Raw genomic sequence first — 23,407 nt, 5'->3', positions numbered from 1 at the left:
CGCCTCGGCCGGGGAAGCGGCGAGGGCGGGGGCGAGCCTGCTTGTGTAGATCCGCGCGAGCGATGCTGGCGGCCTGCATCCCGACTGCGGTGACCTCGCCGCAGCCACGAACCCAGTTAAGAAGATCACCAACATCAAGCTGCTGCTGCTGTTGCTGATAGCCGATGATAGTGGATGTTGTTAGCCGACCCAATGATCCGCATTTCACCACCAAAGTTCCGCATTGAATCAACCTAGAGTAAAACAAAGGCCGCTTCCGAAAGGAGGGCGGCCTTTGTCGTTCCTGAGCGGTGATGCTCAATGCGAAGCATGGGTGGCCTAGCCCGGTGCGCCGACGGTGTCGGAACGCAAGAGCCTGGGCGCCTACCCTTCCGGCGATGCAAGGAGGTTCCCGGAGAAGGGCCGCGGGATGCGCTTTCCGCGTCCTTCGAAGTCGAGAACGAGTGAAGGCGGCGCCCCCTTTCGGAGACCCGCCTTCTGGATTTGTCCACGGGAGGGGTCAAAGGTAGATCGACGACGATCTCCATGGACAACCTGTCCGCAGCCCACGGAGCGAAGTCTACCGAATGAAGCCGACGGCTTCGAGCTTCGCCCGTCCCACGCCGCGCCAAGGCGCCATTCGCCTAACGAAGCCGCATGCCAAGCAGCCGCAGCGCATTGCCCGTGACGAGCACCGTGGCTCCGGTTTCAGCCAGGATGGCCGGCCACAGACCGGTGATGCCGGCGACGGTGGTGACCAGGAACACGAGCTTCAGTCCGAGCGCGATGGCGATGTTCGCGCGGATGTTCGCCAGCGTCCGGCGGGATAGCTCGACCATCCGCGCCACGTCGGCGACGCGCCCGTGCAGCACCGCGGCATCGGCCGTCTCCAGCGCGACGTCGGTGCCGCCACCCATCGCGATGCCGACATCGGCGGCCGCGAGCGCCGGGGCGTCGTTGATGCCGTCCCCGACCTTCGCCACGACCGCACCCCCGGCCTGGAGCTCGCGCACGATCCGCTGCTTGTCCTCCGGCAGGAGCTCGGCCCGTGCCTCGATGCCGAGCGTTCCCGCCACCGACCGGGCGGTGCGGGCGTTGTCGCCGGTCAGCATGACCGCCCCGATGCCCTCCGCCGCGAGACGGTCGATTCCGGCCTTGGCGTCGGACCGGGGCTCGTCGCGCATGCCCAACAGCCCGGCCAACGCCCCGTTCGCCAGCAGGGCGGCGACCGTCTTGCCCTCGCCCTGCAGGGTGGAGATCCGCGCCTCCTGCTCCGCCTTGAGCGTCACGCGCGCTGCCGCCTCCCGCGGCGATCCGAGGAACAGGTCGAGGCCGCCGACATTGCCGGTGATCCCCTTGCCGCCGAGCGCCTTCGACCCGAATGCCGGAGGCATCGGTGCGCCGGCTTCCGCGGCCTTGGCCAGCACCGCCTTGGCGAGCGGATGCGAGGAGCCCGCCTCCAGCGCGGCGGCCAGGGAGAGGACCTCCCGTTCGGACCGGCCGAACGCCAGGACGTCGGTGACCACGGGCTTGCCCTCGGTCAGGGTGCCGGTCTTGTCGAAGGCCACCATGGTCACGGCGGCGAGCCGCTCCAGGACGGCGCCGCCCTTGATGAGGAGTCCCCGCCGGGCGCCTGCCGAGAGCCCCGCCGCGATGGCGGCCGGCGTCGAGATGACCAGGGCGCAGGGGCACCCGATCAGCAGGATGGCGAGCCCCTTGTAGACCCAGCCGTCCCACGAGCCCCCGAACAGCAGCGGCGGCAGGATCGCGACGAGGGCGGCCACCGCGACCACGGCCGGGGTGTAGATGCGGGAGAAGCGGTCGATCATGCGCTCGGTCGGGGCCTTCGCCTCCTGGGCCTCCTCCACCAGCCGCACGACCCGGGCGATGGTGTTGTCCCGCGCCGCCGCGGTCACCCGCACCCGAAGCGCGCCGTCCCCGTTCACGGTCCCGGCGAACACCGCATCGCCCGGTGCCTTGCGCCGCGGCACGCTCTCGCCGGTGACCGGCGCCTCGTCCACCGCGCTCTCCCCGTCGAGGACGGTCCCGTCCGCCGGGACCCGGTCACCCGGCCTCACCAGCACGGTCGCCCCGACCCGCAGGCTCGCCGCGGGCACCCGCTCCGTCGTTCCGTCGCCCTCCAGCAGGGCCGTGTCCGGCACCAGGCCGGTGAGGCCGCGGATGCTCGCCCTGGCCCGGCCTGCGGCCACCCCTTCCAGCACCTCGCCGACCAGGAACAGGAAGACGACCGTGGCCGCCTCCTCGGTCGCCCCGATGGCGGTCGCGCCGATGGCGGCCACGGACATCAGGGTCTCGATGGAGAACGGCGTCCCGTGCCGGGCGGCCGCGACGGCACGTCGAGCAATCGGCACCAGGCCGACCGCCATGGCCGCCAGGAAGGCCCAGCGCTCCGTTGCCGGCGCGGCTTGGCCGACCGCGTAAGCCAGCACCAGGGCCGCCGCGCAGGCGAACGCCGGCAGCGCCTTCGGAGACCGCCACCAGACCGGCTCAGGTCGTTCGGCATCCGACACCGTGTCGGCGGAGGGGGCCTCGGCGCCGTAGCCCAGGCTGCGGACCGTCGCCGCGATGGCCCGGGCGTCGGTGGCGGGTCCATGCCGCACCGTCAGCGTCTCGGTCGCCACCGAGACCGAGATGTCCTCGATGCCGGGCAGGCGCCGAACGGCGTTCTCGACCTTGGCGGCGCACGAGGCGCAGTCCATCCCGGTCACGCGCAGGCGCGTCGGGGGGCTCTCGGTTCGGTCCGGGGTCGCAGCGTCGCTCATGGCGGGTGCCTTCCGCATCTCTCGAAGGCACCCTACTTCCTCCAGCGACTAGAGGAGCAAGCGGAATGAAGCCCATCGCCATCGGGGAGTTGTCGCGGCGCGCCGCGGTGAAGGTCCCCACGATCCGGTTCTACGAGGAACGCGGATTGCTGCCGACGCCGGTGCGTACGGAAGGCAATCGCCGCACCTACGGAGAGGGCGACGTCCGGACGCTGCGGTTCATCCGGCACGCCCGCGAGCTCGGCTTCGAGATCGCGGATATCCGAACCCTTCTCGACCTGGCCGGACATCCCGACCGGCCTTGCGGGGAGGCGGACGCCATCGCCCGGAAACACCTCGCCGACATCGACGACCGGATCGCCCGGCTGACCGGCCTCAGGCGGGAGATGCAGGCCATGGTCGAGCAGTGCTCGGGCGGCGACGTCGGGGAATGCCGCATCATCGAGGTGCTGGCCGACCACGGCGAGTGTCTCAGCGACCGGCACTGACCGAGGTCGAAACGCGCGCTTGCTCCTCTAGTGGGTAGAGGAGTTAGGCATCGATGCTTGCACCCTCAGACCGGAAGCCGAGATGACGGAACGCCACGACCACGCCGGACACGACCATTCCGAAGCCCACGCCGGGCACGCCCACGGCCCCGGACACAGCCACGCCCCGGCGAGCTTCGGGAAGGCGTTCGCCATCGGCATCGCCCTCAACGTCGGATTCGTCGTCGTCGAGGCCACCTACGGGGTACTGGCGAACTCGATGGCCCTGCTGGCCGATGCCGGTCACAACCTCTCGGACGTCCTCGGACTGGTGGTGGCCTGGGTCGCCATGGTGCTGGCCAAGCGCGCCCCGAGCGCGCGCTACACCTACGGGATGAAGGGCTCGTCGATCCTGGCGGCGCTGTTCAACGCGGTGTTCCTGCTGGTCGCGGTCGGCGCCATCGCCTGGGAGGCGATCCAGCGCTTCGGCGAACCCGCACCCGTCGCCGGCAAGACGGTGATGATCGTGGCCGCGGTCGGCATCCTGGTGAACGGCATCACCGCCTGGCTGTTCGCCTCCGGGGCCAAGGGCGACATCAACATCAAGGGCGCCTTCCTGCACATGGCCGCCGACGCCGCCGTCTCGGCGGGCGTGGTCATCGCCGGCCTCGTGATCCTCTACACGGGGTGGACCTGGCTCGATCCCGTCGTCAGCCTCGCCATCGTGGCGGTCATCGTCTGGAGCTCCTGGGGCCTCCTGCGCGACAGCCTCACGCTGTCCCTCGCCGCCGTCCCGCCGGGCATCGATCCGGGCGACGTCCGCGCCCACCTCGAAGGACTGCCGGGCGTCACCGCCCTGCACGACCTCCACGTCTGGGCGATGAGCACCACCGAGACCTGCCTGACCGCCCATCTCCTGATGCCCGGCGGCCGCCCCGACGACGCCTTCCTGATGGACGCCGCCGCCGGGATCAGGGAACGGTTCGGCATCGGCCACACCACCCTGTAGGTCGAGACGAGCGCCGACATCGCTTGCGCCCTCGCCCCCGCCCACGTCGTCTGAGCCATCGGAAACATGCCCGAACGGAAGCGGATACCTCCAACCGGGGCGACCGCAGGAGCCCTGCATCCGCGTCGCGAGACATCGGTTCGGTGCTTCCGGCCACCGATGGATGAACGGCGGTTTCAGGCTTCGTTCAACCGTTGAAGCCGATCCTGAAGTCACCATCCCTTGAGGAACGAGCCATGCGTGTCCGCATCCCGGCCTTGGTCGCCGCCAGCCTGATCCTCGCCCCGGCCGCGGCGTCCGCCCAATTCTACGGCGGCGACTTCGACCGGCGCGGCGACGTCCACGTCGACCGCTACCACCACGGCGACCACGACGACGTCGTCATCCACCGTCCGCATCGGGATTACGGCGACCGGGCCTTCTATGGAGAGCGTCGGTTCTACGGCGAGCGCAGGCATCACCATCACCACCACGACGATTACTAGGGCCGGCCCTCTTAGCGTGCCACTCGGCATGTACGGGTGGCACTGAATCGTTCATAAGGCGACCATGACCACGGGACCTCAGATCAGGGCCTACGAGACGATGCGCGGCTGGTGGGTGACCACTGTCCGCGTGCTCTCGCTCGTCCTGGTCATGGCGCTCGTCGTCCCCGGCGCGATCCACTCCGCCGAGGCCCACCGGTCGGTCAGCCACGAACTTTCGATGTCGGCCCCGGCGGATGCCGCAAGGCAGGACCATGCCGACGCTTGCCCAGCCTGTCATGCCAATTGCGGCTGCCACCAAGCCCTGCACGTAGACGGGACGCCTGCCTTGCCGTCCCGCGGGACCGCGCGCGCTTCCTACGCGACCGTGACCACCGCCATTGGATCGGTCTCGCCCGACCGCCTTCCCAGGCCGCCTCGCGCCTGAGGCGACGTCGCCACGCCCGTGGCGCGTCCCGGCCGGCTCCTCGCGGGTCCCGGCTGCCTCACCATCGCGAAACCCCCAGTAGGGCACCGTCCAAAGCCGCATGAGCGGCGCTGCGACGTCCCTGGCGGAACCGGCCCATCCCATGCGTGCACTCCTCTCCGTGGCCTTCCTGGCCATCGGCATCGCCGTCGGCGGTGCCTTCCCCCGTGTGTCCGAGGTCGTGCAGCGCGCACTCGCCGCCGCCGGCCTGACGAACGCCCGGGCGGCGCCCCCGACCAACGCAGCCATGACCAAGCCGGCGACACCCGCAGCCGACGATGGCCACGGTCATGGCGAGCATGCCGACGGCGAGCCCAAGCCGGAGGCCGGAGGCCACAAGCATGCCGAGGGCGAGGCGCACGGCCACGACGAGGAGGGCGAGGGCAAGATCAAGATGACGGCCGAGCAGGCCGCCGAGCAGGACATCAAGCTGGCGACGGTCGAGGGCGGCATCCTCTCGCGCCACCTGCTAGTGCCCGGCACGATCACCCAGGATGCCGACCGGATCGCCCGGGTGCCCGTGCGGGTCATCGGCACCGTCTCGGAGATGCGCAAGCGCCTCGGCGAGGCGGTTGCCAAGGGCGAAGTTGTCGCCGTCCTCGACAGCCGCGAGGTCGCCGAGGCCAAGAGCGACTTCCTCACCGCGACGGTCAAGGCGGACCTGGAGAAGACCAACTTCGACCGCCAGCAGGCGCTCTGGGACAAGCGCATCTCCGCGGAATCGGCATTTTTGAACGCGAAGGCGGCCTACTCCGAGGCGACCCTGCGCGTCGACCTCGCCCGACAGAAGCTGTCGGCCCTAGGGTTGAACGCGGCCGAGGTGGCGACCTCGGCCAAGAAGGACGAGACCACCCCCAACCTGTCGAGCCTGCGCCGCTACGAGCTGCGCTCGCCCCTCGCCGGACGGGTGGTCGAGCGCAAGGTCGACGTCGGCACCGCGGTCGGCAAGGAGGGCGATCCTGCCGACGTCTATACGGTCGCCGACCTGTCCTCCGTTTGGATCGAGCTCGCCATCCCGACCACGGAGCTGTCGAAGGTCGGCGAGGGCGCCAAGGTGACCATCGTCGGAGGCGACGACGCCTCCCGCGGCGTGGGCAAGGTCGTCTTCGTCAGCCCGATCCTCAACCCCGAGACGCGCTCGGCCCGGGTCATCGTCGCCCTGCCGAACAAGGAAATGACCTGGCGACCCGGGACCTTCGTCACCACCGAGGTCGAGATTGCCCAGGACAAGGTCGCGGTCCGGCTGCCGAAGTCCGCCATCCAGACCATCGGCGGCGAGAAGGTCGTGTTCGTCCGCACCCAGGTGGGCTTCGAACGCCGGGACGTGACCATCGGCAAGGCCGACGACGACGCCTTCGAGATCCTGACCGGCCTCAAGCACGGCGACGAGGTCGCGGTGGCCAACTCCTTCGTCCTGAAGGCCGAGCTCGGCAAGGCCGAAGCCGACCACGACCACTGAGCGGGGACTGGCCATGATCTCGAAGATCCTCGACTTCTCCGTCCACCAGCGTTGGCTCGTGGTGCTGCTGTCGCTGCTCGCGGCCGGCTTCGGCGTCTTCTCGCTGACGAAGCTGCCCATCGACGCGGTGCCGGACATCACCAACAACCAGGTGCAGATCAACACGACGGCGCCGTCGCTCTCCCCGGTCGATATCGAGAAGCAGGTGACCTACCCGGTCGAGACCGCGCTCGCCGGGATCAAGGGCCTCGAATACACCCGCTCGCTTTCGCGCAACGGCTTCTCGCAGGTCACCGCCGTCTTCTCCGAAAAGCTCGACATCTATTTCGCCCGCCAGCAGGTCGCCGAGCGCATCGGCGAGGCCAAGTCGACCCTGCCGCCGGGGGCCGAGCCGCACATGGGCCCGATCTCCACGGGCCTGGGCGAGATCTACATGTGGTCGATCCACTATGCCCAACCGAAGGATCGAAAGGTCTCCCCGGACGGCAAGGCCGGCTGGCAGTCAGATGGCAGCTACCTGACCCCCGAGGGCCAACGACTCGCGACGGAACTCGAACGCACGGCGTACCTGCGCACGGTCCAGGACTGGATCATCCGGCCCCAGGTGAAGACCGTGCCGGGCGTGGCCGGCGTCGACAGCATCGGCGGCTTCGACAAGCAGTACCATGTCCAGCCGGACCCGATGAAGCTCACCGCCCTCGACCTGTCGTTCGCCGACATCGGCCGGGCGCTGGAGGCCAACAACGCCAATCAGGGGGCCCGTTACCTGGAGGACAACGGCGAGGGCTACGTCGTGCGTGCCGCCGGCCGCTTGGAGACCATGGAGGACATCGGCTCGGTCGTCGTCACCACGCGCGGCGGCGTCCCGGTGCGCATCTCCGACATCGCCGAGGTCCGGATCGGGCGCGACCTGCGCACCGGGTCGGGTAGCGAGGACGGGCGCGAGGTCGTCATCGGCACCGCCCTGATGCTGATCGGCGAGAACAGCCGGACGGTCTCGGCCGCCGTCGACGCGAGAATGACGGTAATCCGGCGCACGCTCCCCCCCGGCGTCGAGGTCCAGACCGTCCTCAACCGGACCCTGCTGGTCGAGGCCACGATCCGGACCGTGGCCAAGAACCTGGCCGAGGGCGCCGCCCTCGTCATCGTCATCCTGTTCCTGCTGCTCGGCAACATCCGGGCGGCCATCGTCACCGCCCTCGTCATCCCGGTGGCGATGCTGATGACCATGACCGGCATGGTCCAGGGCCGCATCAGCGCCAACCTGATGAGCCTCGGCGCCCTCGACTTCGGCCTCATCGTCGACGGGGCCGTCATCATCACCGAGAACGCCCTGCGCCACCTCGCCGAGAGACAGGGGGCGCTCGGGCGCAAGCTCGACCTGGAGGAGCGCCTCGTCACCGTCCGCGCCTCGGCCGAGGAGATGATCAAGCCGTCCCTCTACGGGCAGGCCATCATCATCCTCGTCTACGTGCCGCTCCTCACCTTCACCGGGGTCGAGGGCAAGATGTTCGAGCCGATGGCGCTCACCGTCATCATCGCCCTCGTCTCTGCCTTCGTTCTTTCGCTGACTTTCGTGCCGGCGATGATCGCCATCGTCATCACCGGCAAGGTCACTGAGACCGACAACGTTCTCATCCGCGGGATCAAGGGCGCCTACCGCCCAGTCCTCGGGGCGGCCCTGCGCATCCCGATGACCTTCGTCGCGGTCGCCCTTGTGCTGCTCGTCGGCGCCGGCTTCCTGTTCACCAAGCTGGGGCAGGAGTTCATCCCTCAGCTCGACGAGAAGAGCATCGCGCTGAACGCCCAGCGCATCCCCTCGACATCGCTGACGCAGTCGCAGGCGATGCAGCTGAAGGTCGAGCAGGCGATCAGCAGATTCCCCCAGGTCGCCTACGTCTTTTCGAAGACCGGCACCGCGGAGGTCGCCTCCGACCCGATGCCGCCGAGCTCGTCCGACACCTTCGTCATCCTGAAGCCGCAGGAGGAATGGCCCGATCCGGACCTGTCCAAGGCCGACCTGCAGGAGCAAATCGAGAAGGCCCTTGGGGCGCTCGCCGGCAACGTCTACGAGTTCTCCCAGCCGATCCAGCTTCGCTTCAACGAGTTGTTGGCCGGCACCCGCGGCGACCTCGCCGTGAAGGTGTTCGGCGAGGAGTTCGAGCCGATGCTCAAGGCCGCCAACCAGGTCGCCGCGATCCTGCGGGGGACCGAGGGCGCCGACGACGTCAAGGTGGAGCAGACGGCGGGCCTGCCGTTCCTGGAGATCAAGATCAACAAGACGGAGGCGGCCCGCCTCGGCCTGAGCACGTCCGCGATCCAGGACGTCATCGGCGCGGCCATCGGCGGCCGCGAGGCCGGCATGGTGTTCGAGGGTGACCGTCGCTTCCCCATCGTGGTGCGCCTGAACGACAAGGTGCGCGAGGACCGCGAGGCGCTGGAAAACATCCCGGTGCCGCTGCCTCCCGGCCTCAACGGACGCGCGGCCTCGGTGCTCCTGAAGCAGGTGGCAAGCTTCTCCGTCACCGAGGGGCCGAACCAGATCTCGCGTGAGAACGGGCGCCGCCGGGTCGTGGTCACCGCCAACGTGCGCGGCCGCGACATCGGCTCGCTGGTGGCGGAGGCGCAGGCCAAGGTCGCATCGGGGGTCCAGCTTCCTGCCGGGTACTACGTGACCTGGGGCGGCCAGTTCGAGAACCTGGCCTCCGCCCGGCAGCGCCTGATGGTCGTCGTCCCGGTGTGCTTCTTCCTGATCTTCCTGCTGTTGTTTTCGGCCCTGAACTCGGCGCGTGACGCCCTGCTGGTATTCAGCGCGGTCCCCTTGGCGCTCACCGGCGGCATCGCCGCCCTGTGGCTGCGGGGCATGCCGTTCTCGGTGCCGGCGGCGGTCGGGTTCATCGCCCTGTCGGGGGTGGCGGTTCTCAACGGGCTGGTGATGCTGACCTACATCAAGCAGCTCATCTCAGAGGGACGACCCCGGCGCGAGGCCATCCTGGAAGGCGCCATGACCCGGCTCCGTCCAGTGGCGATGACCGCCCTGGTGGCGTCCCTTGGGTTCGTGCCGATGGCGCTCGCGACCGAGACCGGCGCCGAGGTCCAGCGCCCCCTGGCGACGGTGGTGATCGGCGGGCTCATCAGCGCGACCCTGCTGACCCTCGTCGTCCTGCCGGCGCTCTACGCCAGGTTCGCGGCGGCCATCACAACGGCGAAGGGCGCGGCGGAGGCCGAAACCCGGTCGCGTCCCGTCCTGCCGCAGGCCGCCGAGTAGCTGCATCTAGGAGGAGCATGTCATGGGCGCGAGGAGCGTATTCGGGCCGCTTCTCCTGTTGGCCTGGGCGACCGCGGCGGCTGCGGCGACCGCGCAGGAGGCGCCCTTCGGCCTCGCCTGGGGGCCCGTGACGGACGTTCCGAGGCCCTCGATGATTGACCGGGAGGCGAACGTCACGGCGCTGACCTACCTCCACGACAAGCCCATTGCATCGGGCGCAGACACCGACCGGGTCATCCTGGAAGTGTGCAGGGACGAGGGGCTGCAGCAGGTCGTCTGGCTGAGTCGGCCCCTCTCCGCCGCCGAGTTGCCCGCGCGCTACGACGCCATCCTCCGGGAAGGCAGCCGCCGCAACGGGCCGCCCCGGTCGGATACCCGTTCCGAGACCGTGGCCTGGCCGAACGGCCGCACGCTGCTCGCCGTGGGCAAGCCCGGACCCGGCGGCAGTCGGCTGGTGATGCTCTCGCGCGGCGAACGCTACGATGCCTGCTCCCGCGCGCACGCCTCCACGACGGGCCATCCAGCGAACGTCCATGCCGGACGCCTGATCGATGGGGAAGACGGCGATCCGAGGTAGAGGCGGTTCCTGACCGATCCGAGGCGACCTCGGGATGAACGTTCCCTTATCCATGCCCGGCTTGGAAGTACGCACCCCGGGGAACGGTCCTGGAAGCATGGCCGTTCCCCGATGCCACCCGATCGGTCCCGGACCTGATCCAGGCCACCAACAACCCACGAGGAAGCCCCCCATGAGGAAGTCCCTTCTCGCCGTCGCAGCCCTGGCCGCCCTCGGCGCCATCGGCATCGCCGCACCCGCCTCGGCCGCTCCCGGCATGATCGGCGCCGTCGACGCCACCACCAACGTCGTGGACGTCCGCATGGACGGCATGCACGGCCACCGCGGCCATGGGATGCGGCATCACCACCACCGCGGCCACATGATGCGTCACCATCACCATCACCGTGGTCACATGATGCGCCACGGTCATGGCCATCGCCACCACCGCATGTGATCCTCCAGGGGCCCTTCGGGGCCCCTTCACATATCCGCATGCGCCGACGACGAGCCTAAGCCGAGTGCTGTGCCTTTCGTCCGCTCCGCACCATCTTGTCCGTCGTGGAACTCAGCGCCGAAACGGTCCACCCCGAGCGAGCGTCGCAATCGAGGAGTGGGCCGGACTATGGCCGTCGGACGTTCCCGGGATCAGATATCGATCCGGGCGCCGATCTCGACGGCCCGGTCCACCGGGATGCGGAAGTAGCGGGACGCGTCCGTGGCCGCACGGGCCATGGAGATGTAGAGCCTATCCTGCCACACCGGCATGCCGGTCTCCGGCGAGGCCACCAGCACCCTCCGCGTCAGGAAGTAGGACAGGTCGCCCTTGTCCAGGCCCGCGGCCGCGAGGGCACGCGGAAGGTCGGGCAGTTCGGTAAATCCGAAGCGCACCGTGACGCAGGAGAAGGCGTCGGAAAGCTTCTTCACGGCGACGCGCTCGGCGTCGGCCACGCGAGGTAGGTCCTCGGTGACCACGTGCAGGATATAATTGTTCGCATGCAGCACCCGGTTGTGCCTGACGTTGTGCATCAGGGCTCCGGGCGTGTCGCCGGGCGTGCCCGTCAGGAACATCGCCGTGCCGGGCACTCGCTGTATCGATCCTGTCTCCGCCATCCGAGTGAACTCGGAAAGCGGCACGCGCCGACGGTGGATCTCCTCGGCGATCAGGGCCGAGCCACGCCGCCAGGTCCACATCGCCGTGACCAGGGCGGCACCGATGGTCATCGGCACCCAGCCCCCGTGCAGGATCTTGAGTGCGTTGGCCGAGAGGAACACCAACTCGATGAGCAGGAAGGGCGCGATGACCGCGGCCGCGACCGCAGGCGACCAGCGCCAGACCTTCCAGGCGACGACGAAGAGCAGGCAAGCGGTGATGACCATGTCGCCGGTGACCGCGATGCCGTAGGCCGCTGCCAGGCCGCTCGACGACTTGAACAGCACCACCACGAACACGACCGCGACGAGCAGCCACCAGTTCACCCGCGGGATATAGATCTGCCCTTTCTCGGTCTCGGAGGTGCGCAGGACCCGCATGCGCGGCAGCAGGCCGAGTTGCATCGCCTGCTGGGTGATCGAGAAGGTGCCGGTGATCACCGCTTGGCTGGCGATGACGGTCGCCACAGTGGCGAGCAGCACCATCGGCAGCAGGGCCCAGGACGGGTAGAGCAGGAAGAACGGGTTCTCGGCCCGCTCGGGGTGGGCGAGCAGCATGGCGCCCTGGCCGAGATAGTTCAGGGCAAGCGCCGGCAGCACCAGCCCGAACCAAGCCGCGCGGATCGGCGTGCGACCGAAGTGTCCCATGTCGGCGTAAAGCGCCTCTGCGCCGGTTACGGCGAGGAACACGGCGCCGAGCGCCAGCAGGCCGGCCGTGCCATGGCTCAGGATAAACGAGACGCCGTGGGCGGGGTTCAGCGCGCCCAGGATGCTCGGGTCGTCGACAAGGTGGCCCAGGCCCCCGAGCGCCATGACGATGAACCAGAACGCCGTGAGGGGGCCGAAGAAGGTCGCCACCCGCGCCGTCCCGTGGCTCTGGACGGCGAACAGGCCGATCAGGATGGCGAGGCTGATGGGCAGGACGTACGGTTCCGTGGCCGGGGTCACCAGCTTCAGGCCCTCCACCGCCGAGAGCACCGACATGGCCGGCGTGATGATGGCGTCGCCGAAGAACAGCGATACGCCGACCATGCCCAACACGATGACGAACCCGCCGGAATGGCCCAAGGCACGTTGGGCCAGTGCCACCAGGGACGGCGTGCCGCCTTCGCCGTCGTTGTCGGCTCGCATCACCAGCAACACGTACTTAAGGGTGACGATGAGGATGAGCGCCCACAGGATGAGCGAGACGACGCCGAAGACCATCTCGCGGGTCGGCGCGTGCCCCCCTCCGGCGGCGTGGAGGGACTCCTTCAGGGCGTAGAGCGGGCTGGTGCCGATGTCGCCATAGACCACGCCGACCGAGCCGAGGGTCAGCGCCCAGAACCCCGCCCTTGGGCCATGCCCGTCATCAGAGGGCAGCGGGGTCTCGGACGTCGCGAACTCGGTCCTGGCGATTGCGGGCATTCACGGGTTCCACGTCCGCGAACATCGGAGGCTCGCAAGGCAAGTCTCAACGGTCGAGGAGCCGGGAACGTTCGCGTAAGCCGAAGACGAATGTCCCCATTCGGGCGGGCTGTCGACCAGGTCCGGGAACGCTCAGCTCGGGCTGTCCCCGGTCCAAGATACCCACTCATGCGTTCCTCGATCATCGACACGTTCGCAAGAACGGTACGTTCGGCAACTTCTCCCTGTGCGAAGGCGACCATGCATCCTGGAACCCAGGGCTATTGGAAGTCTTGTTTGCGACAATCCAAAAATCCTGAGGAAACGCTTATGAGATTAGTCGCCATCGCCGCCGTGGCCACCCTCGCCCTGGCCGTGCCGGCCCTTGCCGCCCCCTGCAACACCGGGACAACGAAGGGGAAGGACCCCACGCCGGGGCAGGTGATGCCGAAGAGCTCGGACGTCGACAAGTCGAGCCAGAACCTGGCCGGCGGCCAGCAGCCCGCATCGCCCGGCACGGTCGGCGCGATGAACGCCGCAGGTGCCAACCAGATGGTCGGGCAGAAGCCGGGGTCCGAAGCGAAGAACGACCAGGGTGCTGGCGTGGGTACCTCCAGCAAGAACCTCGCGGGCGGCCAGCAGCCGGCCTCGCCGGGCACGGTAGGCGCCATGAACAACGCCGGCGCCAACCAGCAGCTTGGCGACCAGGCCGGCAAGGGCGACGATTGCTGAGTCAGGCCACGTAGGAAGCTATCGTTCCATGGCCCACCGCGGATCGCCCCGGTGGGCCATTTTCATGGGCATCTGCGCCGTCATCCGGCGACGACGGCAGCGGAGGCACTTTCACCTTCTGGATCACGCACGTTGCTCTCGCCGTCCCTGATCTCGGGATGTCCCCCCATCCCGATATACGGTCGCCGTAAGTCCATGAGTCCCCCAAGCCGCACCGATCGAACCTGATGGCGATTCCTGTGCGGAAGCTGATGGCTGCGGCGACCCTCGTGGCACTTGCCGCGGCGGTGTGGTTTCCCGACGGGCTCGATTGGCCGGCGCGGGCCGCGCTGCTGGCGTTCGGTGGGGCTGCCATCCTCTGGATCTTGACCGACCTGAGCGCCGCCTACGTCGCCGTCGCCGCGGCCGTGTCCCTCGTGGCGGTCCGGGCCGTGGAGCAACGGGCGCTGATCGAGGGCCTGGGCTCGAAGGTGGTTTGGCTCGTGATCGGCACCTTCGTCCTAGGCGCAGCGGTGGAGAAAAGCGGGCTCGCGGGCCGGCTCACCGCCCTGATCGCGGGGCGGGGGACTACGGTCGGAGGCCTGATGTGGCGTCTGACGTTCGGAATCGTCCCGCTCGCCTTCCTGATCCCATCGACGTCCGGGCGGGCGACGGTGCTCCTGCCATTGCATCGCAGTCTAACCGAGGCCGATGACGACCCACACCTCGCCAAGGCCACTGGCCTGCTGATCCCAGCCCTGATCGTCATCTCGACGATCTGCAGCCTCACCGGCGCCGGCTCGCACCTCGTCACCGTCGACCTGCTGGAACGACTGTCCGACCGCAGCATCGGCTTCGGGCAATGGATGCTCTGGGGCCTTCCGTTCGGGTTGGCCGCATGCCTGATCACGACCTTCCTAGTCGGCCGTCTGTTCCTCGATGCCGAGACCCGAACGCGGCGGGTGGCGGAGATCGAGGCCCCGTCCGGTCCGCTCTCCGCCGAGGAGTGGCGGACCGGAGCGGTGGTACTCGCCATGCTGGGGCTCTGGCTGACGGAGGGGTATCACCCGTTCGGCATCGCCACCGTTGCGGTCGTGGGCGCTGTGATCCTGACGATGCCCGTCGTCGGCGTGCTCGACTGGGACGATGGCGTGAAGGCCGTGAACTGGGGGCTCGTGCTTTTCATCGCCGCCTCCCTAATTCTCGGCCGCGCGCTAATCTCGACGGGCGCCGCGAAATGGCTGATCGGCTCGGCGCTGTCGGCGAGTGGTCTGCATGGTGACAGCCCGACCGTCCTGATCCTGCTCGGGGTGACGGGGATCGGCCTGACGGCGCATCTCTACATGGTGTCACACACCGCGCGGGTCGTGGCGCTGCTGCCACCGCTTATCCTGCTGTCGGACAGGCTCGGACTCAACCCGGTCGCGGTCGCTTTCCTGGCCAATGCCGGGATGGATTACTGCCTCACCCTGCCGGTCTCCTCGAAGGCTTTGCTGATCTTCCAGGGCGACGAGCGACCGACCTGGAGCTCGTCGGACCTCCTCAAGCTCAGCGCGTTCCTGGCGCCCGCCTACGCGGCGCTGATGGTCGCCGCCTACTATCTCTTCTGGTCGCACGTCAGCCTGGCCCTATGACGTCGGGTCAGCCAGCTCTGCCAATGGCGCCGCGAACCTGACGGGGATGAACCCAACGGACGCTCCTGCTTCCGCGTGCCCGCGAGGGCGCGGACGTCGGGGGCCGACGACGATACGACGGTAAGCGACTTAACCGACGCGTACGATTAACGCGGCTTCGGCGCTTCCTCGGTGGTTGATCCGAGCGTGCCGGCCTTCGCGCCAGGCTTCCCTTCCCCGGCGCCCGACCCTGCGGTCGTCATATCCGTGCCCGGTCGCGTGACCTCACCGCTGGGGCGGGTCCCGACGCCCATCCCACCGGTGCGGACGGCGTCATCCTTGGGTGGCTCGGCGACGGGCGCGGCAATCGCCAGCGAAGGAAATGCCGCGACGAGCAACATTAGCGTGAAACGGGTCATTCGGTCGTCCTTCGATGGATCGGAAACGAGGATGTGGCACCGGGGAATGTCGTGCGCCCTCACGCTGGCTGGTCGCCGTTGCGCATCTTCACGAAGCGGGCATGTCTTGCTTCCAGGTCGGCAAGGTCGTGCGGATCGGCCACGTCACGCCTGGCCGCGGCGATGACGAGATCCGCATGGCGGGCGAGCTCGGCGGTCCGGTTCGTCAGGCGTTCGACCTCGGCGATGCGGGTGAGCACGTCGAGCATCCGGGCGAGCACGTGCACCGAGCCGGCGGCGTTCTGGCGGATCATGTGGAACATGGAATCGCACAGGCCGTCGTAGTCGGTCACCGGCACGACGACCACGACCTCGCCTTCGCGCGCGACCGCTCCGGTCGGCAGATGCCGCGACGCCACGCGGCAAAGGGCGTCCCCGAGGTGGTCGACGACGCTGCCGGCGGTAAACGGGTCATTGATGCCCGGCGAGAGCGCCCGGACCGCGATCTCGACGAGCTGCCGGATCGAGTATTCCAGGTCCTGAAGGGCGGCCGGGCGTCGCCCGAACGTCAGCGCCCGCCGAATGGCCGGCCCCGCGCCCTCGACCCCGGCGGAGAGGAACGCGACCGGGAATCCGCTCGGCACGTAGTCGCCCGGGCGCACGCGCAGGGCGACGGTGAGACGGTGCTCGTGGGCCCAGTCGGCCAACCCATCCTCGTCAACGGCTTGCAGGTAACCGCTGCCATCGGTGCGGAGCCCACCACCGGTCGGTAGCCGGGCCGGGAGCGTCATGCCTGCACTGTCGCGGGTGCGCGCCTGGACTGTGGAGCAGAGGTCGCGATGGACCGCGTCGACCACCGTCTCGACGTTGATGCTGGCGGCGATGTGGTGGACGAACCAGACCAGGGTGGCGAGCGAGAGCAGCGCGAGCACCATCGCTCCGGTGATCGCGAGGTGCGGGACGAACGGGCTCTCCTGCACGGTACGTACCGTGCGCAGGACCATCAGCGCGTAGGCGAAGGTGCCGAGGAAGATGCCCAAGACAATCTGGTTGCGGGCGTCGCGGGTGAAGTTGCGCAGGAGCCGCGGGCCCATCTGGCCGGAGGCCAGCGTCAGGGCCGCGATGGTGATCGAGAAGGTCGTGCCGGCGACCCCGATGGTTGAAGACGCCACGGCGCTGAGTAGGGCCCGAGCCCCCTCGGCCCCGCCGGAATAGCCCCAGTTCTGGTTCGGCGAGGAGGCGTCGTAGCCGGCAATGTGGGCCGTCTCCACCCACACCCCGAGTTGCGCCAGCGCGATGCATCCAAGAACGATCAGGGCCGGCCGTAGCCAGAACAGGTCGCCTAGGAACTCGATCCAGGCCTGTAGGCGCGCCTTCATGCCCGCTCCTGCTTTTCTGCGTCGTCTTTGCGTTCTGGGTCGTCACGGTGCTCGCGAAGCACCTGCCAGCGGGCTCGCGGCGGGCTCTTTCCGGCGGGCCAGCCCTCGCGCTGGCGGGTGCGGTCACCGTCGGCTGCCTCGGTCTGGTCGTGCAGAAGGACTTGGCTCGTCGGGTACGGCAAATCGATGCCGGCGGCCGTGAGCGCGTCCTTGACGTTCGAGATCGCGTGGTCGAGCGCGTCCACCGCGTCGCGCCTCCGGGGCGGGTCGATCCAGAACCGCGCGGTCATGTCGACGCCGGCGGCCCCGAGTCCCGTGACCAGCGCCTCCGGCACCGGGTCGGCGAGCACGCCTTCGGTCCCGCGCAAGGCCTCGACAATGACGCGGCGGGCCTCCTTCATGTCGTCGCCGTTGCCGATGGTGAGCGGGAAGGCGAGCCGGCGCTTGTCGTGCGCGGTCATGATCGTGATCTTGTCGACGAACAGCGTCGCGTTGGGGATCAGGATGCGCTGGTTGTCGTAGGTCCGCAGCACCGTCGCCCTGACCCAGACGTCCTCGACCGTGCCCTCGTGCGAGCCGGCCCGGATCTGGTCGCCGATGACGAAGGGGCGGGTCAGCAGGATGAGGATGCCGGCCAGCAGGTTCTGCAGCACGTCCCGGAAGGCGAAGCCGATGGCGACGCCGCCGATGCCGAGCAGGTTGAACAGGTCGGCTGCGGAGACCGACGGGAAGGCTACCGAGGCCGCGACTAGGAACGACACCAGGATGGTCATGCCGCCGGCGATGCGCCCGAGCACCGCGGCCGAGCCGGGCGAGGCTTCCCGCATCTCGGCGGCACGGCGCACGGCGGCGCGAACGCCTCGGGCCACCAGCAACCCGATCCCGAACAGCACGAGGGCGATGACGAGCCCCGGCACGAGGGCGGCGGCCGAGCGGCCAAGCCCTTCGAGACGTCCCAGCGCTTCCGAAAAGATCATGCGGTGTCCCGATTCATGCGAAAGCCGCCGGTGGCAGATGTGCCAACCGACGGCGCTCGTTGGTCGTCCGCGAGGGCGGTAGGCCCCCGCGGGTCAGGCTCCAAACGGATCAGCGACGCGGGCCGCCGGTCGTTCCGCCATACTGTTGGCCGCGGGCACCACGCGAGGGCATGCTGGCGTTGCCGCGGCTCGCCGAGCCCTGCCGCATGCGGTGGCGCCGGTGCATGCGCACCTGCAAAAGGTCCGCGTTCGCGGCCGGGGCGACGCCAGTCACGTTCACCGGCAGGGCCGCTGACGGCATCGTGGAGGCACCGAGACCGAGGCCGGCCAGGAGCGCCGAGGCGAGGATGGTGTGCTTCATGGTCGTCTCTCCTTTTGTGCGGCCGATCACTTCTTCATCTTCGAGTAGGTGAACTTCGGAGCGTTCTTCAGCGTGTCCTTGTCGGTGTCGGCGTGGACCATCCACTTGCCGTCCTTGTCGCTGATGGCCAGCGTTGACGGGTCGAGCACGACGTAGCTCTCGCCCATGCCGAGGAAGCCGCCGACGCTGACGACGACGCCGGTCAGCGTCTTGCCGTTCTCGATGACGAGATCCTCGACCTCGCCGACGGTCTCGTTCTTGTTGTTGTAGACGGTGGTGCCCACGAGCTTGGACGACATTACGTCGGCCGGCTTCACGGTGACGTACTTGAGCTTCACCGTCGCGGAGTCGGCCATCTTCATCCCCATGCCGGAGGACGTCATGTCGGAGGACGCGGGCATGGCCGTGCCCGGTGCCGGGGTCGTCTGGGCCAGGGCCGGGACGGACAGGCATGCGAGCGCGAGGGCGGCGGTGATCGTGCGATAGGACAAGACGTTCTCCCGATTATCGTTTCGAAGATGCAACCGGGATCGTACCATCTGGACCGGGCTCTTACCCACCCCGGCTGCACGGTTCGGGGCCCTAACGTCCGCGTTCAGGAAACGTTCAGAAAAAAGAGGCCGCGCATAAATGTTTGGTCATGATTTCCCCAGAAACGGCCCGGTAGAAATGCTGGATCTGAGTGGAAAATCCAATTTCCCGCAGTAAGCGCTTGGTCCATTCGAGATGGAGAAAATTTAATCCCTCTTCTCTTGCGTGCCGTCGATGAAATTCTTGTGATCTAATCCGTGAAACGGAGAGGCACATGGGTCCGTAACGTCGTCACGAGCCTCGATGATCGAGCCGTTATGACGTCAACAGGACTTTCAATGATGCGTACGACCCTGACCGCCGCCCTCCTCGCCTCCGGCCTGGCCTTCGCGGCGCCGGCCTTCGCCGAGACCGCACCCATGGTCGGCGGCGCTCCGATGATGGCCGACAAGACCATCGTCGAGAACGCGTCCAAGGCCAGCAACCTCACGACCCTGGTCGCCGCCGTGAAGGCCGCCGGGCTCGCAGACACCCTGAGCGGCAAGGGCCCTTTCACGGTGTTCGCCCCGACCAACGCGGCCTTCGCGAAGCTGCCGGCCGGCACCGTCGACACGCTGCTGAAGCCCGACATGAAGAAGACGTTGACGGGCGTGCTCACCTACCACGTCGTCCCGGGCAAGCTCGACGCTAAGGACCTGATGGCCAAGGCGAAGATGGGCGGCGCCGACGCCAACCTGAAGACGGTCGAGGGCCAGGTGCTGACCGTGAAGATGGACGGCGACCGGCTGGCGCTGATCGATCAGAAGGGCGGCGGCGCCTTCGTCGAGCAGGCCGACGTGTTCCAGTCGAACGGCGTCGTGCACGTCATCGACAGCGTCCTGATGCCGAAGTAACCCGACACCACGGCCGGCCTACCCCTCTCACGGGGTTGGCCGGCATCGGTGACGGCTTGGAATGTCGGACACCACCCGAAAGCGGATCGTCTCGCATCGTCGGTTTCACGGCCGGAACAGGAACTAACGGGTTCGGCGGAGCTTCAGATCGACACCCCCGATGACCGCCGAACCGACAGGACTTTCCGCATGAGCTCGCCCAACTTTGTCCGGCATGCGTCCGGTCCCGTCGTGAGGCGCATCGTCGGAACCGTCATGATCGCCTCCGGCGTGGCGCTTGCAGGCCCGGTGGTCGCCCAGTCGGCCGCCAGTTCCATCGACCAGCCGACGCCCGGGACGCTGCCCTCCGGAACCTCGACGACGAAGGGCGCCGAGAACGCGCGCCACGAGGGCAACGGTCAGGTCGCGCCGCCGAGCGCGATCCAGTCCTCGACCGACGTCATGCGGTCCGAGAGTTCGGTCCAGGGCAAGACCCAGGGCAGCAGGACGGACCCGATCAAGCACCTGCCCAAGGACATGCGCTGACCGGCGATTGAGCGGAACGTCCGCGGACCTCCCCGACGGGAAGCCCGCATGTCGAGAACCATCCCTCCGGGGAACACACCCGGAGATCGCCCAGGATGTTCTTCGATAGCTGGTCCGGCCTGCTCAGGGTCGTCGTGGTCGGGCCCCTGGCCTACGTCGCACTGATCCTGTTCCTTAGGGTCTCGGGCAAGCGCACCCTGACCAAGCTGAACGCGTTCGACCTCGTCGTGACCGTGGCGCTCGGCTCGACCCTATCTTCCATCGTCCTGACCAAATCTGTCGCGCTGCTGGAAGGGGTGCTCGCCCTCGCGACTCTGATCGGGCTGCAGTACCTGATCACCTGGTCGAGCGTCCGCTCGGCGCGGGTCAGGTCGCTGGTCAAGGCCGAGCCGACATTGCTCGCCCACCAAGGGCAACTGGTCGAAGGCGCGATGCGCCGCCAGCGCATGACCCAAGACGACGTGCTCTCGGCCCTGCGTTCGGAGGGCCTCGATGACCTCTCGCAGGCCGCCTCGGTCGTGCTTGAGACAGACGGCTCGATCAGCGTGCTCAAGACGCTGTCCGACCGCGTGGACGGCCTGACCGGCGTCTCTCTGCCGGAGGAGTTCCAACCTGCCGAGCGCCTCTCGTGAAGTCCTTCGTCCGTTATACCCTCATCCTACTTTCCGCTGTTCTCGCCGCCGCCAGCCTGATCCCGTTGATCCCCACCGAATGGTGGGCGGTGCGGCTGCTCGACTTCCCGCGCCTACCCTTCGCCGTCGGCTCGTCTGTCGTCGGTCTGGCCTTGTTCCCCTTCCTCAAGGGATCTCCGAGGTCGACCCTTCCGGCTCTTGCGCTCGCAACCCTCGCGCTTGCGGTCAACGCCTGGATCCTGTGGCCTTATCGGCCCACGGGCGGCATGCGGGTCGACGCATGCCCGGCCGAGCGCCGGCTCTCCGTGCTGATCGCGAACGTGCAATTCGGGAACCGGAACGCCGCGCCCTTAGTCGAGGCCGTGGCACGGGAGGAGCCCGACCTGTTCCTCGCCATGGAGACCGACGCGTGGTGGGACGAGGCCCTGAAGCCCGTGCTCGCGTCGATGCCCCATGCCCTGCAGCGGATCACGGGGTCGTACTACGGCATCCACTTCTTTTCGCGGCTGCCCCTGGTGAACGGCGGCATCCGGCATCTCGGAGGGCAGGACACCCCGGCGGTCGTGACCGGCGTGACCCTGCACAGCGGCGAGGTCATCGACTTCATCGGTCTTCACCCGAAGCCGCCGCAGCCCTGGCAATCCGCCCGTGGGCGGGACGCCCAACTCTACGCCGCGGCGTCCGTGCTGCGCCAACGGGCCGAGCCCGGCGTCCTCGCCGGGGACCTCAACGCCACGCCGTGGGAGATCGCGGTGGAGCGCATGGCCAGGCTGTCCGGGCTGATCGACCCGCGCCGCGGGTATGGCTACGTCGCGACCTGGAACGCGCAATCGTCCTGGCTGCGCTGGCCCCTCGACCACGTCTTACACGAGGGCGGCTTCGCGACGGTCTCCATCGAACGCCTCGACGCCTTCGGCTCGGATCACTTCCCTTATCTCGTCCGCCTATGCCGGCGGGCCGGCAAAACCCCGATGACACCTGTTCAGCAGAGCGCCGAGGACGTCGCCGAGGCCAACGCGGTGCTTGCAGCGGCGGGGACGACCGAACGACTGCAGTCCCGATGAACCTACGTGCCGCAAATGGCCTCGCAGCCCGCCTCGAAGCGGGTCGGAGACACCCATGATCTCGATCTTCGACCTCGCCGCCCTGCTGCTGACCCTCTCGGCCCTGTTCGGCTGGCTGAACCGCCGCTTCCTACGGATGCCGCACACCATCGGTCTGCTCGTGATGGGGCTGCTCGCCTCGCTCTCGCTCGTCGGCCTCGACCTCGCCTTCCCGGCCCAGCACCTCTACGCGGACCTCACCCAGGTGCTCGGCCAGGTCGACTTCACCGACGTGGTGATGAACGGCATGCTGGCGTTCCTGCTGTTTGCCGGCGCCATGAGCCTCGACCTGCGCATGCTGCGCGACCGAGCCTGGGCCGTCGCGACGTTGGCGCTGGTCGGCACCCTGATCTCCACGGCCATCGTCGGCGGCGCGTTCTGGCTGGCCGCTGACCTCATCGGCCGGCCGGTCCCGCTCGCCTGGGCCTTCGTCTTCGGATCGCTGATCAGCCCGACCGATCCGGTGGCGGTTTTGGCGACCCTCAAGAACGTGAAGGTTCCCGAGGCATTGGAGGTCGAGATGCAGGGCGAGGCCCTGTTCAACGACGGCATCGGCATTGTGCTGTTCACGGTGCTGGTGGCCTTCGCCGCGGGCTCGGGCGGGGAGACCACGAGCGCCGGTGGCGTGGCCAAGCTGCTCGTGCAGGAGGCCGGCGGCGGCCTCGTCCTCGGGGTGGTCACCGGCTACGTCGCCTACCGGGCGATGCGCGCCATCGACGACTTCCCCGTCGAGGTGCTGATAACCCTGGCGTTGGTCGCCGGGACCTACGCGCTCGCCCAGAAGCTCCACTTCAGCGGCCCCCTCGCGGTGGTCGCCGCAGGGCTCCTTGTTGGCGACCGCGCCCCGCGCGACGCGATGAGCGAGCGGACGCAGGGCTACGTCTCGGCGCTTTGGACGCTGATCGACGAGGTGCTGAACTCGGTCCTGTTCCTGCTGATCGGGCTGGAAGTGCTGGTGCTGCGCTTCGAGGTGAGCGGCTTGGTCCTTGCCGCCTGCGCGGTTCCCATCGTCCTCATCGCCCGGCTGGTGGCCGTCTCGACGCCCCTGCTCATGTTCCGCTGGGGTGGCAACCTCTCGCCGCGCAACGTGCCGTTCCTGACCTGGGCAGGGGTGCGCGGCGGCATCTCGGTTGCGCTGGCGCTTTCCATCCCGGAGAGCGACGCCAAGCCCGCGATCCTGGCTGCGACCTACGCGGTGGTGCTCTTCACCATCATCGTCCAGGGCTCGACGCTCGGCATTGTGGCACGGCGCACGCTGCGCGTCGGCTGAGAGA

At 68.5% G+C, this 23,407-nt stretch carries 22 protein-coding genes; 15 read left to right on the top strand and 7 right to left on the bottom strand.

Features of this window, described 5'->3' with window-relative positions:
- Positions 1–623 precede the first annotated feature (623 nt).
- Entirely contained in the window at positions 624–2,762 is a 2,139-nt protein-coding gene (locus FV242_RS06235) for a heavy metal translocating P-type ATPase (protein WP_147938317.1), read from the bottom strand.
- A 65-nt stretch (positions 2,763–2,827) separates the two neighbouring features.
- Here FV242_RS06235 and FV242_RS06230 point away from each other — a divergent pair, with 65 nt between their 5' ends.
- From FV242_RS06230 to FV242_RS06195, 8 genes are all read left to right on the top strand, one after another.
- Positions 2,828–3,250, top strand: coding sequence for a helix-turn-helix domain-containing protein (locus FV242_RS06230; RefSeq protein ID WP_147750031.1), 423 nt, complete (start codon positions 2,828–2,830; stop codon positions 3,248–3,250).
- Positions 3,251–3,332: 82 nt separating this feature from the next.
- Positions 3,333–4,238 carry a cation diffusion facilitator family transporter gene (locus FV242_RS06225; RefSeq protein WP_147938316.1) on the top strand — a complete coding sequence of 302 codons (906 nt, stop codon included), beginning with the start codon at positions 3,333–3,335 and terminating at the stop codon, positions 4,236–4,238.
- Positions 4,239–4,474: 236 nt separating this feature from the next.
- Positions 4,475–4,723: a hypothetical protein gene (locus FV242_RS34385; protein WP_187278346.1), complete on the top strand. Its 249-nt coding sequence runs from the start codon at positions 4,475–4,477 to the stop codon at positions 4,721–4,723.
- A gap of 64 nt (positions 4,724–4,787) precedes the next feature.
- A complete protein-coding gene (locus FV242_RS06215) occupies positions 4,788–5,150 on the top strand; it encodes a hypothetical protein (RefSeq protein ID WP_246692620.1) in 363 nt (120 codons plus the stop codon).
- A 142-nt stretch (positions 5,151–5,292) separates the two neighbouring features.
- Positions 5,293–6,648, top strand: a complete 1,356-nt coding sequence (locus FV242_RS06210) for an efflux RND transporter periplasmic adaptor subunit (protein ID WP_147938314.1) — start codon at positions 5,293–5,295, stop codon at positions 6,646–6,648.
- A gap of 13 nt (positions 6,649–6,661) precedes the next feature.
- Positions 6,662–9,916: an efflux RND transporter permease subunit gene (locus FV242_RS06205; protein ID WP_147938313.1), complete on the top strand. Its 3,255-nt coding sequence runs from the start codon at positions 6,662–6,664 to the stop codon at positions 9,914–9,916.
- A 22-nt stretch (positions 9,917–9,938) separates the two neighbouring features.
- On the top strand, positions 9,939–10,493 hold the full coding sequence (locus tag FV242_RS06200; RefSeq protein ID WP_246692619.1) for a threonyl-trna synthetase: 555 nt from the start codon (positions 9,939–9,941) through the stop codon (positions 10,491–10,493).
- A gap of 172 nt (positions 10,494–10,665) precedes the next feature.
- The gene (locus FV242_RS06195) at positions 10,666–10,929 is read left to right on the top strand and encodes a hypothetical protein (RefSeq protein WP_147938312.1); all 264 of its coding nucleotides are present in this window, start codon (positions 10,666–10,668) and stop codon (positions 10,927–10,929) included.
- A gap of 191 nt (positions 10,930–11,120) precedes the next feature.
- On the opposite strand, the gene FV242_RS06190 is transcribed toward FV242_RS06195, so the two are convergent.
- A complete protein-coding gene (locus FV242_RS06190) occupies positions 11,121–13,031 on the bottom strand; it encodes a potassium transporter Kup (protein WP_147938311.1) in 1,911 nt (636 codons plus the stop codon).
- A 309-nt stretch (positions 13,032–13,340) separates the two neighbouring features.
- On the opposite strand from FV242_RS06190, the gene FV242_RS06185 reads away from it, so the two are divergent.
- Entirely contained in the window at positions 13,341–13,742 is a 402-nt protein-coding gene (locus tag FV242_RS06185; protein ID WP_147938310.1) for an exopolysaccharide production protein YjbE, read from the top strand.
- Positions 13,743–13,969: 227 nt separating this feature from the next.
- Positions 13,970–15,355, top strand: coding sequence for an SLC13 family permease (locus tag FV242_RS06180; RefSeq protein ID WP_147938309.1), 1,386 nt, complete (start codon positions 13,970–13,972; stop codon positions 15,353–15,355).
- 146 nt (positions 15,356–15,501) lie between these two features.
- Here FV242_RS06180 and FV242_RS06175 read toward each other — a convergent pair whose 3' ends face one another.
- The 5 genes from FV242_RS06175 to FV242_RS06155 form a co-directional block, all read right to left on the bottom strand.
- Positions 15,502–15,753: a hypothetical protein gene (locus FV242_RS06175; RefSeq protein WP_147938308.1), complete on the bottom strand. Its 252-nt coding sequence runs from the start codon at positions 15,751–15,753 to the stop codon at positions 15,502–15,504.
- A gap of 59 nt (positions 15,754–15,812) precedes the next feature.
- Positions 15,813–17,111, bottom strand: a complete 1,299-nt coding sequence (locus FV242_RS06170) for a DUF2254 domain-containing protein (protein ID WP_147938307.1) — start codon at positions 17,109–17,111, stop codon at positions 15,813–15,815.
- Positions 17,108–18,088, bottom strand: a complete 981-nt coding sequence (locus FV242_RS06165; protein ID WP_147938306.1) for a mechanosensitive ion channel family protein — start codon at positions 18,086–18,088, stop codon at positions 17,108–17,110. Before FV242_RS06165 ends, FV242_RS06170 begins: the two co-directional genes overlap by 4 nt.
- 109 nt (positions 18,089–18,197) lie before the next feature.
- Positions 18,198–18,449: a hypothetical protein gene (locus FV242_RS06160; RefSeq protein WP_147938305.1), complete on the bottom strand. Its 252-nt coding sequence runs from the start codon at positions 18,447–18,449 to the stop codon at positions 18,198–18,200.
- Between the two features lie 26 nt (positions 18,450–18,475).
- Positions 18,476–18,940 carry a PRC-barrel domain-containing protein gene (locus tag FV242_RS06155; protein ID WP_246692618.1) on the bottom strand — a complete coding sequence of 155 codons (465 nt, stop codon included), beginning with the start codon at positions 18,938–18,940 and terminating at the stop codon, positions 18,476–18,478.
- A gap of 381 nt (positions 18,941–19,321) precedes the next feature.
- Between FV242_RS06155 and FV242_RS06150 the strand changes: the two genes are divergently transcribed.
- The 5 genes from FV242_RS06150 to FV242_RS06130 all read left to right on the top strand — a co-directional run bounded on the left by FV242_RS06150 (position 19,322) and on the right by FV242_RS06130 (position 23,403).
- Positions 19,322–19,873 carry a fasciclin domain-containing protein gene (locus FV242_RS06150; protein WP_147938303.1) on the top strand — a complete coding sequence of 184 codons (552 nt, stop codon included), beginning with the start codon at positions 19,322–19,324 and terminating at the stop codon, positions 19,871–19,873.
- A 189-nt stretch (positions 19,874–20,062) separates the two neighbouring features.
- Positions 20,063–20,398, top strand: coding sequence for a hypothetical protein (locus FV242_RS06145; protein ID WP_246692617.1), 336 nt, complete (start codon positions 20,063–20,065; stop codon positions 20,396–20,398).
- Positions 20,399–20,493: 95 nt separating this feature from the next.
- Positions 20,494–21,030, top strand: a complete 537-nt coding sequence (locus FV242_RS06140) for a DUF421 domain-containing protein (protein WP_147938302.1) — start codon at positions 20,494–20,496, stop codon at positions 21,028–21,030.
- A complete protein-coding gene (locus FV242_RS06135) occupies positions 21,027–22,094 on the top strand; it encodes an endonuclease/exonuclease/phosphatase family protein (protein WP_147938301.1) in 1,068 nt (355 codons plus the stop codon). The genes FV242_RS06140 and FV242_RS06135 overlap by 4 nt, the downstream gene beginning before the upstream one ends.
- 55 nt (positions 22,095–22,149) lie before the next feature.
- The gene (locus FV242_RS06130; RefSeq protein WP_147938300.1) at positions 22,150–23,403 is read left to right on the top strand and encodes a sodium:proton antiporter; all 1,254 of its coding nucleotides are present in this window, start codon (positions 22,150–22,152) and stop codon (positions 23,401–23,403) included.
- Positions 23,404–23,407 lie beyond the last annotated feature (4 nt).

The sequence above is a fragment of the Methylobacterium sp. WL64 genome (assembly GCF_008039945.1).
In the GTDB taxonomy this organism is placed as follows: domain Bacteria; phylum Pseudomonadota; class Alphaproteobacteria; order Rhizobiales; family Beijerinckiaceae; genus Methylobacterium.
The sequence above is the reverse complement of the archived record's forward strand: the minus strand, read 5'-3'. Positions and strand labels throughout refer to the sequence as shown.